This window comes from Erythrobacter sp. QSSC1-22B, from assembly GCF_001678665.1.
In the GTDB taxonomy this organism is placed as follows: domain Bacteria; phylum Pseudomonadota; class Alphaproteobacteria; order Sphingomonadales; family Sphingomonadaceae; genus Qipengyuania.
Genome location: NZ_LZRP01000008.1, coordinates 22,419 through 37,592, shown reverse-complemented (window position 1 = coordinate 37,592; position 15,174 = coordinate 22,419). Strand labels below are relative to the sequence as shown.

11 protein-coding genes and 1 tRNA gene are annotated in these 15,174 nt (G+C 65.0%); 7 read left to right on the top strand and 5 right to left on the bottom strand.

Features of this window, described 5'->3' with window-relative positions; genetic code table 11:
- Positions 1-162: 162 nt before the first annotated feature.
- The gene (locus tag A9995_RS13075) at positions 163-4,866 is read left to right on the top strand and encodes an NAD-glutamate dehydrogenase domain-containing protein (RefSeq protein ID WP_067613731.1); all 4,704 of its coding nucleotides are present in this window, start codon (positions 163-165) and stop codon (positions 4,864-4,866) included.
- A gap of 44 nt (positions 4,867-4,910) precedes the next feature.
- Positions 4,911-6,137: an NAD(P)/FAD-dependent oxidoreductase gene (locus tag A9995_RS13070; protein ID WP_067613729.1), complete on the top strand. Its 1,227-nt coding sequence runs from the start codon at positions 4,911-4,913 to the stop codon at positions 6,135-6,137.
- Here the strand turns inward: A9995_RS13070 and queG are convergent.
- A complete protein-coding gene (gene queG / locus A9995_RS13065) occupies positions 6,121-7,179 on the bottom strand; it encodes a tRNA epoxyqueuosine(34) reductase QueG (protein ID WP_369815854.1) in 1,059 nt (352 codons plus the stop codon). The two genes, A9995_RS13070 and queG, sit on opposite strands and share 17 nt — an antisense overlap.
- Before the next feature lie 48 nt (positions 7,180-7,227).
- Here queG and A9995_RS13060 point away from each other — a divergent pair, with 48 nt between their 5' ends.
- The 4 genes from A9995_RS13060 (at position 7,228) to msrB (ending at position 11,495) form a co-directional block, all read left to right on the top strand.
- On the top strand, positions 7,228-8,262 hold the full coding sequence (locus A9995_RS13060; protein WP_082992718.1) for an ABC transporter ATP-binding protein: 1,035 nt from the start codon (positions 7,228-7,230) through the stop codon (positions 8,260-8,262).
- Positions 8,259-9,479 (top strand): ABC transporter permease, encoded by a 1,221-nt coding sequence (locus A9995_RS13055; protein WP_369815852.1) that lies wholly within the window; start codon positions 8,259-8,261, stop codon positions 9,477-9,479. Before A9995_RS13060 ends, A9995_RS13055 begins: the two co-directional genes overlap by 4 nt.
- A gap of 113 nt (positions 9,480-9,592) precedes the next feature.
- Positions 9,593-10,915, top strand: coding sequence for a cytochrome P450 (locus A9995_RS13050; RefSeq protein WP_067613893.1), 1,323 nt, complete (start codon positions 9,593-9,595; stop codon positions 10,913-10,915).
- A gap of 67 nt (positions 10,916-10,982) precedes the next feature.
- Positions 10,983-11,495 carry a peptide-methionine (R)-S-oxide reductase MsrB gene (gene msrB, locus A9995_RS13045; RefSeq protein ID WP_067613725.1) on the top strand — a complete coding sequence of 171 codons (513 nt, stop codon included), beginning with the start codon at positions 10,983-10,985 and terminating at the stop codon, positions 11,493-11,495.
- A gap of 57 nt (positions 11,496-11,552) precedes the next feature.
- On the opposite strand, the gene A9995_RS13040 is transcribed toward msrB, so the two are convergent.
- The 4 genes from A9995_RS13040 to A9995_RS13025 all read right to left on the bottom strand — a co-directional run bounded on the left by A9995_RS13040 (position 11,553) and on the right by A9995_RS13025 (position 13,282).
- Entirely contained in the window at positions 11,553-12,188 is a 636-nt protein-coding gene (locus A9995_RS13040) for a PilZ domain-containing protein (protein WP_067613723.1), read from the bottom strand.
- A gap of 138 nt (positions 12,189-12,326) precedes the next feature.
- A tRNA-Leu gene (locus A9995_RS13035) sits at positions 12,327-12,411 on the bottom strand.
- A gap of 76 nt (positions 12,412-12,487) precedes the next feature.
- Positions 12,488-12,769, bottom strand: a complete 282-nt coding sequence (locus tag A9995_RS13030; RefSeq protein WP_067613721.1) for an integration host factor subunit beta — start codon at positions 12,767-12,769, stop codon at positions 12,488-12,490.
- A gap of 171 nt (positions 12,770-12,940) precedes the next feature.
- Positions 12,941-13,282, bottom strand: coding sequence for a GntR family transcriptional regulator (locus A9995_RS13025; protein ID WP_067613719.1), 342 nt, complete (start codon positions 13,280-13,282; stop codon positions 12,941-12,943).
- A gap of 199 nt (positions 13,283-13,481) precedes the next feature.
- On the opposite strand from A9995_RS13025, the gene A9995_RS13020 reads away from it, so the two are divergent.
- On the top strand, positions 13,482-15,170 hold the full coding sequence (locus A9995_RS13020; protein ID WP_082992717.1) for a peptide MFS transporter: 1,689 nt from the start codon (positions 13,482-13,484) through the stop codon (positions 15,168-15,170).
- Positions 15,171-15,174: the final 4 nt, after the last annotated feature.

Below are 15,174 nucleotides of genomic sequence, written 5' to 3'. Positions count from 1 at the left end.
TCTTCGAACGCCGCAACCCCTTCGCGCGGTTGCCCCTTCTGGAGCCTGCGAGGCTTGCTTGCCGCGGCGCGAGGAGAGGACTAGGGGCGGACACGTCAGGCGCGGCGAACACCGCGCTGCAGCCATTCCGGGCCGATGAGAGAGGGCCCGCTGAGAGGATACATGGGTTCGACTAAACCTGCCGCAGGGCAGAAGCCCGCCATTCCCGCCGGATTGGTAGAATCGCTTGCCGCACGAATGGAGGAATCGCTCCTCCCCGGCGACGGCGACATGGCCCGCGACCGGCTGGTCGAAGCCGCCCGCTTCGTCGCCGAGGCCGGCTTCCAGCGCCAGACAGGGCGCGCCGCGATCGTGCTGGAATCGGCCGCCGAAGAACGGCGCTTCATGCGCATCGCGCTGGTCAATGACGACATGCCGTTTCTGGTCGATTCGACCGCGAACGCTATCGCTGCGACCGGGTTGGCGATCGATCGGCTCGTGCATCCGGTGGTTCCGGTCGAGCGCAACACCGACGGCGAACTGACCACGATTCTGGATAGCGACCCCGAGGATGCGGTCTACGAATCGATGATCTACATCGAGACGTCGCGCGTCGACGCCCGCCAGCGCCGGGAACTGATGGCCACCTTGCGCGAAACGCTGGGCGATGTCCGGGCCGCGGTAAACGACTGGGCGCAATTGCAGGACGCCATGCTCGCCGACGCCGGGCGGCTCGAGGACGAGGAAGCCACCGCGCTGCTCGAATGGCTCAACAACGGCATGCTGACCCAGCTCGGCCATCTCGAGCGTCACCGCGACGGGACCGTCGGCACCGCGCTCGGCATCTGTCGCAAGAGCGCGCAGGACCTGCTCGCCGACACCTCCTACGACCGCGCCTTCGCCTGGTTCGATGATCCCGAGCGGGCCCGGGCGCTGCTGATCATCAAGGCCAACCGGCTGGCCCGCGTCCATCGCCGGGTCCCGCTCGACCTGTTCATCGTACCGCGTCGCAAGAACGGGAAGACCATCGCGCTGTCGATCCACGCCGGGGTCTGGACCAGCGCCGCGCTGGCTGCGCCGCCGCGGACCGTCCCGCGGTTGCGGGCCCAGGTCGAAGCGATCATGGAGCGGCTCGACTTCGATGTCGGCGGCCACGCCGGCAAGGCGCTCGTCCATGCCCTGACGACGCTGCCGCACGATCTGCTGATCGGGTTTTCCGATCACGATGTCGAACGCATCGCCACCACGATGATGGCGCTGGTCGATCGCCCGCGCCCCCGGCTGGCGATGGTCGAGGCGCCGCTGGCGCGGCACCTGTTCGCCTTCGTCTGGTTGCCGCGCGACATGCTGGCGACGCAGGTCCGGCTACAGATTCAGGCGCTCCTCGAAGACGGCGCGGGAGCGAAACTGCTCGACTGGAGCCTCGAGGTCGAAGGCGGCAATCTTGCCATGCTGCGCTTCGTGCTCGACATCCGCGACGGCAGCGAGACCCCCGACGAGAAGGCTCTCGACGAGCGGCTGCAGACGATGCTGCGCGGCTGGGGCGAAGCGGTCGAGAGCGAGCTGGCGACAATGGGCGATGCGAACCGCGCCGCGGCCATCGCCTCGCGCTGGGCCGAAGCCTTCCCGACCGCATTCCGCGCTCAATTCGGCCCCGCCGAAGCCGCGACCGACATCACCCGCCTGCGCGCGCTCGGCGTTCATGCCGAAAGCGGCGAGCAATGGCAGCGCGATGCGCGGATCTATCTGTGCCAGCAAAGCGATGCGCAGTGTCTGCGCCTCAAGCTCTATCAGGCCGAGGGCAGCATGCCGCTGTCCGACGCCGTGCCTGCGCTGGAAAATTTCGGTTTCCACGTCGACACCGAAATGCCGACCGTGCTCGATGGGGGCAAGCTCGGCACGATCCACGATTTCGCGCTGACGCTTTCCTCCGCAGTCGAAGCCGAGGAACTGGTCGAGCGCGCCGAGGAGATCGAGAAGGCAGTGGCGGCCGTGCTCAACGGAGAAGCCGAGAGCGATCCCTTCAACCGGCTGGTCCCTGAAGCCTCGCTGACTGCGCGCGAGGCGGATCTGCTGCGCGCCTTCTACCGCTATCTGCGCCAGGCAGGGATGGGTTTCACCATCTACACCGTGGTCGATGCGCTGCGCGGCGCACCCGATGTCACCCGCGCGCTGGTCGCGTTGTTCACCGCGCGCCACGACCCCGCTTTCGGCAAGGGCCGCGAGCAGGCGATCGAAGACGCCCGCGAGGCGATCAAGCGCGGGCTCGCCAAGGTCAAGGCGATCAACGACGATCGCCTGCTGCGGCTTTACCACTCGCTGATCGATGCGATCCTGCGGACCAACGCCTTCGCCCCGGCGGGCAGTGAAGCGCTCGCCTTCAAGATCGAATCGGCGCTGGTCCCCAATTTGCCGCGACCCATTCCATGGCGCGAGATCTTCGTTTATTCGCGTCGTCTCGAGGGCATCCACCTGCGCGCTGGAGCGATCGCCCGGGGCGGTTTGCGCTGGTCCGACCGGCGCGACGACTTCCGTACCGAAGTTCTCGGCCTCATGAAGGCGCAGCGGGTCAAGAACGCGGTGATCGTACCGACCGGCGCCAAGGGCGGTTTCTATCCCAAGCAACTGCCCGATCCCATCAGCGACCGCGACGGCTGGGCAGCCGAGGGACAGGCCAGCTACGAAGTGCTCATCCGCACGCTGCTGTCGATTACCGATAACATCGTCGATGACGAAGTCGTCCATCCCGAGGACGTGGTCATCCTCGACGGGGAAGATCCCTATTTCGTGGTCGCCGCCGACAAGGGCACCGCACGCTTCTCCGACGTCGCCAACGCGATCGCCGAAAGCCGCGGATTCTGGCTCGACGATGCCTTCGCCAGCGGCGGCTCCAACGGTTACGATCACAAGGCGATGGGCATCACCGCGCGCGGCGCCTGGGTCTCGGTCCAGCGCCATTTCCGCGAGATGGACATCGACGTCCAGACCGATCCGATCGAGGTGGTCGGTTGCGGCGACATGTCGGGCGACGTGTTCGGCAACGGCATGCTGCTGTCGAAAACCATCAAGCTGGTCGCCGCCTTCGACCACCGGCATATCTTCATCGATCCCGATCCCGATCAGGCAGCCAGCTGGAACGAACGCAAGCGCCTGTTCGATCTGGCGCGATCGAGCTGGGAAGATTACGACAAGGATATCATCTCGCGCGGCGGCGGCGTGTTCCCGCGCGATGCCAAGAGCCTCAAACTCTCCAAGGCGGCGCAAAAGGCGATCGGCATCGATCAGAAGGAGATCGAGCCAGAGGCCCTGATCTCGGCGATCCTCAAGGCACCGGTCGACCTCATCTGGTTCGGCGGCATCGGCACCTATCTCAAGTCAGCCAGCGAGAACAATGTCCAGGTCGGCGATCCCGCCAACGATCCCGTCCGGGTCGATGCCCGCGAGGTCCGCGCCCGCGTGATCGGCGAAGGCGCAAACCTGGGCGTCACCCAGGCCGCACGGATCGAATTCTCGCTCCAGGGCGGCCGGATCAACACCGACTTCATCGACAATTCGGCCGGGGTCGATTGTTCGGACAATGAGGTCAACATCAAGATTGCGCTGGCCGCAGCGCGCCGCGCCGGGCGTATTTCCGAACCCAAGCGCAATGCGCTGCTCGAGGACATGACCGAGGAAGTCGCCAAGCTGGTGCTCGAGGACAACCGCCTGCAGGCACTCGCGCTCTCGGTAGCCGAGATCGGCGGCGCCCGTTCCGCAGAAGCGCAATTGCGGCTGATCGAGACACTCGAAGAAAGCGGCAAGCTCGACCGCAAGACCGAAGGACTGGCCGATCATGAAGTTCTTGGTCGCCGTGCCAGCGAAGGGCTGGGGCTGACCCGCCCCGAGCTCGCGGTGCTGCTGTCCTCGACCAAGCTCGCGCTGCAGGACGCGATCGAGACCGGGCCATTGTCGGAAAATGCTGCGCTCGAACCCATGCTGCTCGAGGCTTTCCCGACGCCGATGCGCGAGCGCTACAAGCCGCAGATTCTGACCCATCGCCTGCGCCGCGAACTGATCGCGACCAAGCTCGCCAATCGCATCGTCAACCGGATCGGTCTGGTCCACCCCTTCGAACTCGCCGAGGAAGAGGGCGTGACGCTGGACCAGGTCGCGGGCGCGTTCGTGGTCGCCGAGCGATTGTTCGAACTCGATTCGCTGTGGGCCGCCATCGATGTCGCGGACATGCCCGAACGCGCACGCCTGCTGCTGTTCGACCGCACCGCCAAGGGTATGCGGATGCAGATGGCGGACCTTTTGACCGCTGGCGTCGGCATCGCCGATCCCGCCGAAAGCCTCGATGCCTTCGGACCGGGCGTGCGCAAGCTGTCCGGGGCGACCGCCAGCCTGCTGGCAGAGGAGAGCAGACAGCAATCGGTCCGGCTGACCGCCGAGCTGTCCGATGCCGGTGCACCCGAGGAACTCGCCGCACGGGTCGCGCATCTGTTCGAGCTGGATGGCGCGGTAGGTCTGGCCAAGCTTGCCCGCGAACACGAGATCGATCCGTGGGACCTGACCAAGGCCTTCACCGGTTTGGGCGGCTCGCTCGGGCTAGACTGGGCGCAGGCGACCTCGGCGATGATGAACCCTGCCGATGTCTGGGAACGCCTCTTGGTCGCCGGTCTCGCGCGCGACTTCCAGCAGATGCGGCTCGACTTCCTGCGCCGCCTGTCGCGCCGCAAGGGCGCCAAGGATGACATGCCCGCCATGGTCGAGAAATGGGCTGCGGAGAATGCGGTCGCGGTGCGTCAGTTCCGCACGATGATCGGGCGGGCTCAGGCGCAGACACCGGTCGCGCCCGCCGTGCTCGCGCAGGTCGCCAGCATGGCGCGCAATCTGCTGTGTCGATAGCCGCGGCTTGACCGGCGCAGCCATAACCGCGAAGTCCGCAAGCGATGGATAGTGCCGATATTGTCATCGTGGGCTCGGGCCATGGCGCTGCTCAGGCGGCCATCGCCTTGCGCCAGCACGGTCACGACCAGTCGATCCTGATGATCAGCCGCGACCGGACACCGCCCTACGAGCGCCCGCCGCTGTCGAAGGAATATCTCGCCGGCGAAAAACCGCTCGAGCGGATCATGATCCGCAAGCCGGAGTTCTGGGCCGAGCGCAACATCGAACTCGAACTGGGCGCCAATGTTTCCGAGATCGACCCAGTCGGCCATGAAGTCGCGTTGGGCGACGGACGCCGGATCGGCTACCGCAAGCTCATCTGGGCAGGCGGGGGCGATCCAAGGCGGCTGTCGTGCCCGGGCGCCGATCTTGCCGGCATCCATGCTATCCGCAGCCGCACCGATGTCGACACGCTGCGCGCGCAGATCGAGAACGGCGCGCGGCGCGCTGTAGTCGTCGGTGGCGGCTATATCGGGCTCGAAGTGGCTGCGGTGCTGCGCAAGCTCGGCTGTTCGGTCGCTCTGCTGGAAAATCAGGACCGGGTGCTTGGCCGCGTCGCGGGCGAAGCGCTCAGCGCCTTCTATCAGGACGAACATCGCCGCCAGGGTGTCGACCTGCGGCTGTCGACCGGGGTTGAGCGAATCGAGGGCGAGGACGGCCGCGTAACCGCGGTGCTGGCCGACAATGGCGAGAGCTTCGCGTGCGAGATCGTGGTGGTCGGCATCGGCATCGTCGCCGCGGTCGGCCCGCTGATCGCGGCCGGGGCGTCGGGGACCAATGGTGTCGATGTCGACGAATACTGCCGCACCTCGCTCGACGATGTCTATGCCATCGGCGACTGCGCCGCCCATGCCAATCCCTATGCCGAGAGCGCCGTCATCCGGCTTGAATCGGTCCAGAACGCCAACGACATGGCCAACACCGCGGCCAGGGCGATCATGGGCGACAAACAGCCCTACAATGCAGTGCCGTGGTTCTGGTCGAACCAGTACGATTTGCGGTTGCAGACCGTGGGGCTGTCGATCGATCACGATGCGGTGGTGGTCCGCGGCGATCCCGCAGAGCGCAAGTTTTCGGTGATCTACCTGCGCGAAGGCCGGGTCGTCGCGCTCGATTGCGTCAACACCACGCGCGACTACGTGCAGGGCCGCAAGCTGATCGAAGCGCGCGCGGTGGTCGATCCCGCGCTGCTCGCCGACACCGAGGTTGCGCTCAAAGAGCTGCTCTGAGCCGCGCGGCAGCCCAGTCGGCGGCCTCGGCAACCACCGGATCGGGATCGGCGCGCAAACCCTCGACCTGCGCCAGCAACTCGCGCCGCCCGCTGTTGCCCGCCGCATAGAGGCAATTGCGCACGAAACGGTCGCGCCCGACGCGCTTGATCGGGCTTCCCGAGAACAGCTGGCGGAAGGACGGATCGTCGAGCTCGAGCAGCTTCGCCAGATCCGGCGCGACCAGTTCCTCGCGCGGCAGGAGCCTGGCATGGGCGTGCGCGGTTTGCGCAAACTTGTTCCACGGGCACACGGCGAGACAATCGTCGCAGCCGTAGATCCGGTTGCCCAGTGCGGCCCGGAATTCCTCCGGGATCGGTCCCTTGTGCTCGATGGTGAGATAGGAAATGCACCGCCGCGCATCGAGCCGATAGGGTTCGGGGAATGCGTCGGTCGGGCAGGCGTCCTGGCAGGCGCGGCACGAACCGCAGCTGTCGCCCAGCGGAGCATCGGGCGCGAAGGGCAGCGTCGAATAGATCGCGCCCAGGAACAGCCAGCTGCCATGCTCGCGGCTGACCAGATTGGTGTGCTTGCCCTGCCAGCCGATCCCCGCCGCCTGTCCGAGCGGCTTTTCCATCACCGGTGCGGTATCGACGAAGACCTTGAGCGCGCTGTCCGGTTCGCGCGCGATCAACCAGCGCGCCAGCGCCTTGAGCGCCTTCTTGACCACATCGTGATAGTCGCGCCCCTGCGCATAGACCGAGATCCGCGCCTTGTCGGGCGCGTCGGCCAGTGCCAGCGGATCGTTGGGCGGCGCGTAGCTCATACCCAGCGCGATCACGCTGCGCGCCTCGGGCCACAGGCCCTGCGGCGAGACGCGCTGCGCTTTTCTCGTCTCCATCCATTCCATCGACCCATGGCGCCCTTCGGCGAGCCATTCCTCGAGCCGTTCGGCGCGAAGCGGCTCGCCCGCCGCCGCCGTGAAACCGCAGGCGACGAAGCCAAGTCGCCGCGCCTCGACTCGCAGATCTTCCTGCAGAGCGGCGATGGGCTGCGGCGCGATCAAAACTAGCTGTTGCTCCTGTTGATGGGTGGCGGGTAACCCATTGCCATGCTTAACCAGACCGAGGCCCCCCCGCGAGGCGAAACTTCCGCCATTGCGCAACAGCAGGCGCAACAGCAGGCGCCGGAGCGCCCGCTGGCGATCGAAGCGAAAGGGCTGGTCAAGCGGTTCGATGGAACGCTTGCGGTGGACGGGGTGGACATTTCCGTCCCCGAAGGCGCGATCTACGGCATTCTGGGGCCCAATGGCGCCGGGAAGACGACGACCTTGCGCATGCTGCTCGGTATCATCGATCCCGACGAGGGTGTGCGCCGGGTGTTCGGGCACGACCGCCCGCACGATATCGCCCGGCTGATCGGCTATCTTCCCGAGGAGCGCGGGCTCTACCCCACCATGAAATGCGACGAGGCAATTGCCTTCATGGGCGCACTACGCGGGCTGACGCTCGAAGAAGGCCGCAAGCGCGGACGAGCGCTGCTCGAAGCCCATGGCCTGGGTCATGCGATCGATCGGCAGATCCGCCAATTGTCCAAGGGCATGGCGCAGACCGTCCAGCTGCTCGGCACGCTGGTGCACCGGCCGCGGCTGGTGGTGCTCGACGAGCCCTTCTCGGGTCTCGACGCGATCAACCAAGGCAAGCTGGAGGTCATGATCCGCGATCTCGCGGGGCAGGGTACGACGGTGATCTTCTCCACTCACGTGATCCACCACGCCGAACGCCTGTGCGACGATGTCGCGATCATCGCCGGGGGCCGCGTGCCCTATGCCGGATCGGTGGATGCCGCGCGCGACAGCATCCCCGCGCAGGTCCGGCTCGAGACGCGCAATCGCGACGGGCGCTGGCGCGCGGCCCTGCCGGAGGATGCGCAGCACGACGTCAAGGCGAATGGCGGCCATTTCTGGTTCTTCCCGGTGCCCGACAGCGGAATCGAAACGCTGCTCAAGCAATTGATCGAGGGCGATGCCGGCGTGCTGTCGCTGTCGATCGAGCGCGCCGGGCTGCACGATGCCTTCGTCGAGATTGCCGGAGCAGCTGCGGCGCGCGCGCTCGAGGCCGACAATGCCGCCGGAGCCAGCGCATGACTATGGCCGACAAGAGCCGGTTGTCGCTGTGGCAAGCCGCCTGGGTGGTGGCGCGCCGCGACTTTCAGGCGATCCTGTTCAGCAAGGCCTTCCTGCTGTTCCTGCTCGGACCGATCTTCTTCGGGGCGATCAGCATTGCCGCCGGAATGCTCGGAGCCAAGGCCGCCGAAAGCGGCGAACCGCCGCGTCTCGCGGTGATGCTGCCTGCTGCGCAAGCCGAAGCGCTCGCTCGCGCGCATCGCGAACTCGATGCCCTGATCTCCATTCCCCCGATCGAGCGCGTCACCGTCGGCGAAGCCGAACCCGCCACCCTGCTTGCGGATCGCACGCGCAATTTCGGTGCGGTGCTGACAGGCACATTGGCGCAACCGCGGCTGATCGGCACTCAGGAACAGATCGAGCGCTGGCAGGGCCGGGTCGCGTTGCTGGCGGCGCGCGCGCAGGGGCCCGATGCGACCTATCCCACGGTTGCGCTCGAGCAGACCCAGACGAGCATGGCGAGCACCCGCAGCGCGCAGACCGGCACCGCGACCGCCGGGATCACCCTGCTGTTCCTGCTCACCATGCTGCTGGCCGGCATGGTCCTCTCCAATCTGGTCGAGGAGAAGGCCAACAAGATCATCGAAATCCTTGCGGCCGCAATCCCGATGGACGCGGTGTTCGTCGGCAAGCTGTTCGCCATGCTGGCAATCAGCTTCGTCGGGATCGCGGTGTGGGGCGGGCTGGCGCTGGTCGCTCTGGCACTGGTTCCATTGGACGGTACCACGCTGCCGACCCCGGCGGTCGGTTGGCCGCTCTTCGCCGCGCTGTTCGTGCTCTATTTCGCGCTGGCCTATCTGCTGATCGGCTCGGTGTTCCTCACCGTTGGGTCGATGGCGGCCACCGTGCGCGACGTGCAGACGCTGTCGATGCCGGCCACGATCCTGCAACTCGCGGTGTTCTTCCTCGCCACTTTTGCGATGACCGATATCGGCTCGCCGGTGGAACTGTTTGCGGCGGTCTTCCCGCTGTCGTCGCCCTACGCGATGGTCGGGCGCGCCGCCCAGTCGCCGGACCTGCTCCCGCATCTGGTCGCCCTTGCCTGGCAAGTGGCGTGGGTGACGATCTTCGTGCGCGGCGGCGCCTCCCTGTTCCGGCGGCGGGTGATGAAATCCGGCCCAGCCACGGCCAAGGCGAAAGGTCGCTTCAGCCTCGGGTGGCGCCCGACGCGCCGATAACGGAGCGGTTCGGTCCCGATTTGCAACGCACTATTGACACACTTGTCAGTTACGCGGGATAGTGGAGCATGACGGAGGCGACCGGAACGAGTCGCCCCAAGCGGGAGAGTACCATGGCCACCATCGCCGCCGAAAAGCCCCAGTTCCGTACAGAACCAAGCGCCTACGAGTCGCTCAAGGAGCATTTCGACGCCCACCCCGACCAGCGGATGCACCATTCGCACAAGTGGGATGTCAGCCGTTCGGATATCTACGCCGAGGATAGCTGGCAGCCGATCTTCCGCGAAATGCGTGAGGCGGGGCCACTGCATTACATCCCCGAAAGCCCGTTCGGACCCTATTGGGCGGTGGTCCAGCACAAGGCGATCCAGCATATCGAGGCGCTGCCCGACCTGTTCTCGTCGAGCTGGGAACACGGCGGCATCACCATTCTGGAACGCGCCGAGGACATTCCCGAGGAAGAACGCCTCGAACTGCCGATGTTCATCGCGATGGACCGGCCCAAGCACACCGGCCAGCGCCGCACCGTCGCCCCCGCCTTCACCCCGGGCGAAATGAAACGGATGGAGGCGGATATTCGCCAGCGAACCGGCGAATTGCTCGATTCGCTGCCGCGCGGCGAAGTGTTCGACTGGGTCGACACGGTCTCGATCGAACTGACCACCGGGATGCTGGCGCTGCTGTTCGGCTTCCCGTGGAAAGATCGCCGGTTGCTGACGCTGTGGTCGGACTGGGCCGGCGACACCGAGCTCGCCAGCGTGCGCGAACTGGATCAGCTGCGGCGCAGCTTCCTGCACGAAATGGCCGCCTATTTTCAGATGCTGTGGGCCGAGCGCGCGCAGCAGGATCCCGCACCCGACCTCATCTCGATGATGATTCATTCCGAGGCGATGAACCAGCAGAGCCCGGAAGAATTCATGGGCAATCTGATCCTGCTGATCGTCGGCGGCAACGATACCACCCGCAACACGATGAGCGGGATCATCCACGGCTTCGACACCTTCCCCGACCAGCGCAAGCTGTTCGAGCAGAACCCCGACCTGATCCCGAATGCGGTCCAGGAATGCATCCGTTTCCAGACCCCGCTCGCGCATATGCGCCGGACCTGCACCGAGGACACCGAGCAGTTCGGCCAGCAGATCAAGAAGGGCGACAAGGTGGTGCTGTGGTACCTGTCGGCCAATCGCGACGAGCAGGTGTTCGAGAACCCCGACAAGCTCGATATCGCCCGCGAGAACGCCCGCCGCCACCTGGCCTTCGGTTACGGCATCCATCGCTGCGTCGGCGCTCGGCTGGCGGAACTGCAGCTGCGGATCCTGCTCGAAGAGATGCACAAGCGCCGTATGCGGGTGCATGTCGCGGGGGATGTCGAGCGGGTGCGCGCGAATTTCGTCCATGGCTTCCGCAAGCTCGAGGTCGAAATCACCGAATTCTGAAGTGGCCGGCACGATAGCCGACCGCCGTTCCGCTGCTATTCACCGGTGATCTGTCATGGATCGTTGCATGGACCATGATCACCCCTCGCCCAAAGTCAGTCTGGATCGCCGCCGTGCGCTGGGCACCTTCGGCGCCGGCATCGCCTTCTCCGCGCTTGCAGCATGCGGCGCAGGCGTTGCCGAAGCGCGAAGCTTCCCCGTCGCACTGAGCGAAGCGCAATGGCGCGAGAAACTGACCCGGGCCGAATTCCACGTGCTGCGTCAAGAGGGCACCGAACGGCCCTATTCGAGCCCGCTCGACAAGGAAAACCGCAAGGGCCTGTTCGCCTGCGCCGGTTGCGGAAACAAGCTTTACGCCTCGCGCACCAAATTCGACAGCCGCACCGGCTGGCCCAGTTTCTGGGCGGCGCTTCCCGGAGCGGTCGGGACCAGCCGCGACCGCAAGCTGGGCTATGCGCGCACCGAGGTCCATTGCGCCGATTGCGGTGGCCATCTGGGACACATCTTTGACGATGGTCCCAAGCCGACCGGCAAGCGGCACTGCATAAACGGCGTGGCGATGGATTTCGTCCCCGCCTGATCGGTTTAGCCCAAGCACGCCTGTCGCTGGCGCGATCGCTACGCCCTTTGGGCTAGGTCAGGCGCCTTCGTCGCGCACCAGCGCCGGGCATTGCACTTTCGCGGCCAGCACGCCGAATTCGCGCAGCGTGAAGGTGTTGTCGAACACCACACCGTAGCAATTTTCCTTCCGCCAGCGAATCTTGGCGCGAAGCTCGGGCATTTGCTTGCCTTCGAGGCGGACGGTCTGGTCGAGCGCAAACCGCGCATCGCATTCGATCGAGGCGCCTTGCTGAGAGAGGTTGGACGTGATCGCCTCGCCCCTGCCTGTCAGGCTCGTGACACTTAACGGAATGGTGAGATTGAGGCGCAGCTGCCGTTTGGGGTAGTTCCAGGTCTCACGGATCAAGCGGTCGACCTCCACTTCATCCTCGAAGGTAAAGCTTGCCTCCCTCCCGTTGACGCGAACCTTGCGCAGTTCGAAACTGTCGCCGTTCTGCAATTCGAGGCCCATAATCTCGTCCGTCGGCAAGTCGTGAAACATGCGCAGCGAGATGCCAAGGCTCGACACGTCGCGGATCACGCAGACGAATTCGCCATGTGCGGAGACCAGTTTTGCGGCGCGAATGAGCGAGGTGTAGCGCTTCGCGGCGCGCTGATCTGCGTCGGTGGATGCCTCTTGCCCAGTTGTGCTGTCGATCGACAGTAAATCCATTGCGATCCCACCTTCCAAGCGAAGAAGAGCCCATCCCGATGGGCCCGACTCCACTTCATCCGGTGAAATACGTGAAAAAGGGTTAAAACCACCCTAACTGGCCGCAGAGGATACCGGATTTCAAATAGATCCGGGGCTTGGTGCGGGTGGCGGGACTCGAACCCGCACGACCAAAGGTCAGGGGATTTTAAGTCCCCGGCGTCTACCATTCCGCCACACCCGCGCTCGGGAGCGGGTTAGCCAGCCCGGAGCGAAGCGACAAGAGAGGGAGTGAGGTCGATCGAGACCTCACCATCGCCTCATTCCTCGTTGAGGACCCGACGCATTTCCTTGCCCGGGCGGAAATAGGGTACCCGCTTGGCGGCCACTTCGACCTGCTCGCCGGTGCGCGGATTGCGGCCCTTGCGGGCATCGCGTTCACGGGTAGAAAATGCACCGAAGCCGCGCAGCTCGACCCGGCCCCCCTCCGCCAGCCGCTGGCTGATCTCGTCGAAGAAGATATCGGCCACCTGTTCGACCTCTTCGGCACGCAGGTCGGGATTGTCCTTCGCCAGCGCTGCCAGCAGTTCGGATCGTATCATGTTGCTCTCCCGACCGCCCGTTCGGCAAATCAGCTGAATTCCAGTGGCGCGACCCAACAGTCGTCCGGCGCTTTTGCCGTCCCGACCTCGGATTCGACCTGCCAGAAAGGGCCTGTCTCGGCAAGTTAACAAAGGAATGTATTTCGCAACGATGCGAAGCCTGTTTCCGCTTCAGGCGGGGGCCAGCAGATCCTCGGCATCCAGCCCGAGCCGCTCGATCCGCTCGCGGATGAGCGGCCATTCTTCCTCGACGAACAATCGCCGTTCGCTGCGGCATAGCCGCTCGGCAGCACCATCGACCACATACATGCCGACCCCGCGCTGCACCGCGACCAGCCCGTCGGACTGGAACTGCTGATACGCCTTGGCCACAGTCAGCGGGTTCGCACCCTGCTCGGCCGCCAGCGCCCGCACCGATGGGAGCATCTTGCCCTCGGGGTAGCGCCCGTCGATTATCGCCGCAGCGATCAGATCGCGCAGCTTGAGATAGACGGGTTTGGACTGATTGCTCATTGCATTTCCTAAGGGAGAATGCTGCTGCAGTGCCATAATACAGCGCGGCGCGCAAGGTGAGGGCCGCGCTGGATCTTTTGCATCGCGAGGTGGTCGCGACTGAAACTAATGCTTCACATGAGTGCTCGACTCGCTAGGTTGCCGCGCTTCGGAGGCCTGGCGCGCAAGATCAGGCTGGAACACAAAGGGTTGGATTTTCATGGTCGAGGGACTCTTCTTCACATTTGGCTCGGGGTTCGAGATGTGGGCGTTCCGGGTCGCGGTGATCGCGCTCGCAGCATTCCTCATCGGGGGCATGGTGCTTGTTACCCGCCCGCAGGAAGAGGTGATCGGCCACCCCAAGGGGCTGTTCCTGCTGTTCATGGCCGAAATGTGGGAGCGTTTCTCCTACTACGGCATGCGCGCCCTGCTGATCTTCTATCTCGTTCAGCATTGGCTGTTCTCGGACAGCGAGGCCTCGATCATCTACGGTGCCTACACGGCGCTGGTTTACATCACTCCGGTCCTCGGCGGGTATCTGGCAGATCGGTATATCGGGCAGCGCAAGGCGGTGCTCTTCGGGGCCGTCCTGCTGACCTTGGGTCATTTCTTCATGGCGTTCGAGGGCAGCGGCGGTCAGGGCGATCCGATGATCAACGTGTTCTGGCTCGCGCTGGCACTGATCATCGTGGGCTCGGGCTTCCTCAAGGCGAATATCTCGGTCATCGTCGGACAGCTTTATACCCGCACCGATGTCCGCCGCGATCCGGCCTACACGATCTTCTACATGGGGATTAATGTCGGCGCGGCGACCGCCTCGATCATCTGCGGCTATCTCGGTCAGACCTATGGCTGGCAATACGGCTTCGGCCTTGCCGGTTTCGGCATGCTGATCGGTCTGGTGTTCTTCGTGCTCGGCAAGCCGCTGCTGCTCGGCAACGGAGAGCCCAAGGATCCCGAGAAGATCAAGGGCTTCAAGGAATGGGGCATCTACGGTGCCGGTCTGGCGATGGTCCTGCTGTGCTGGGCCGCAATCCAGTATCAGGCTCTGGTCGGCTACGTGGTTGGCGGATTCGGCGGCGCCCTCGTCCTCTATGTGTTGTTCGTCGCCGTAACCAAGCTGGCGCCAGAGGAACGCGATCGCATCTTCGCGGCAATGTTCCTGATCCTGACCTCGATCGTTTTCTGGGCCCTGTTCGAACAGGCCGGCTCGTCGCTCAACCTGTTCACCGACCGGCACGTCGACACACAGGGCGTGAACGCGTCGATGTTCCAGTCAATCAACGCGATCTACATTGTCCTGCTGGCGCCGATCTTCGCTTTCGGCTGGCAGAAACTGGCGCAGAAAGGGAAGGAGCCCTCGACGCCCATGAAGTTCGGGCTTGCGGTTATTCAGGTCGGACTGGGCTTCCTCGTGTTGGTGTGGGGCTCGCAGACCGCGGGCCTGAACGTGCCAACTCCGGTCATCTTCATCTTCCTGGTCTATCTGCTCCACACCACCGGCGAACTGTGTCTCTCGCCGGTCGGTCTGTCGGCGATGAACCGGCTCAGCCCGACGCATATGGCCAGCCTCATCATGGGCACCTGGTTCTTCGCGTCGGCGACCGGCAATTTCGCCGCCGGCCTGATCGCTTCGGCGACTGGGGGCGAAGGCGTCGGTGAGGAAGCGGGCAAGCAGGTCGTGCTCGATGTCTACAGCACGGTTGGCTGGTACGCGGTCGGGATCGGTGTCCTGGTCATGGTGGTCAGCCCGCTGATCAAGAAGCTGATGCATCTCGATACTCTGGTCGACGACAATGTCGGCGATGACCTCGAGGGCCGGTCGCAGGCCGGTATCGAGCCGCAGGAAGGCGGTATCCACCCGACCACCTCGCCGCAGATCCCGCGCGCGCCCGGTCAGGACCGCTGACACC

Excerpts from the sequence above, each read along its gene's own strand:
- A9995_RS13055 (WP_369815852.1), top strand. The coding sequence starts at position 8,259 with ATGACTATGGCCGACAAGAGCCGGTTGTCGCTGTGGCAAGCCGCCTGG.
- msrB (WP_067613725.1), top strand. The coding sequence starts at position 10,983 with ATGGACCATGATCACCCCTCGCCCAAAGTCAGTCTGGATCGCCGCCGT.
- A9995_RS13040 (WP_067613723.1), bottom strand. The coding sequence starts at position 12,188 with ATGGATTTACTGTCGATCGACAGCACAACTGGGCAAGAGGCATCCACC.
- A9995_RS13060 (WP_082992718.1), top strand. The coding sequence starts at position 7,228 with ATGCTTAACCAGACCGAGGCCCCCCCGCGAGGCGAAACTTCCGCCATT.
- A9995_RS13020 (WP_082992717.1), top strand. The coding sequence starts at position 13,482 with ATGGTCGAGGGACTCTTCTTCACATTTGGCTCGGGGTTCGAGATGTGG.
- A9995_RS13050 (WP_067613893.1), top strand. The coding sequence starts at position 9,593 with ATGGCCACCATCGCCGCCGAAAAGCCCCAGTTCCGTACAGAACCAAGC.
- A9995_RS13030 (WP_067613721.1), bottom strand. The coding sequence starts at position 12,769 with ATGATACGATCCGAACTGCTGGCAGCGCTGGCGAAGGACAATCCCGAC.
- A9995_RS13070 (WP_067613729.1), top strand. The coding sequence starts at position 4,911 with ATGGATAGTGCCGATATTGTCATCGTGGGCTCGGGCCATGGCGCTGCT.
- A9995_RS13025 (WP_067613719.1), bottom strand. The coding sequence starts at position 13,282 with ATGAGCAATCAGTCCAAACCCGTCTATCTCAAGCTGCGCGATCTGATC.
- A9995_RS13075 (WP_067613731.1), top strand. The coding sequence starts at position 163 with ATGGGTTCGACTAAACCTGCCGCAGGGCAGAAGCCCGCCATTCCCGCC.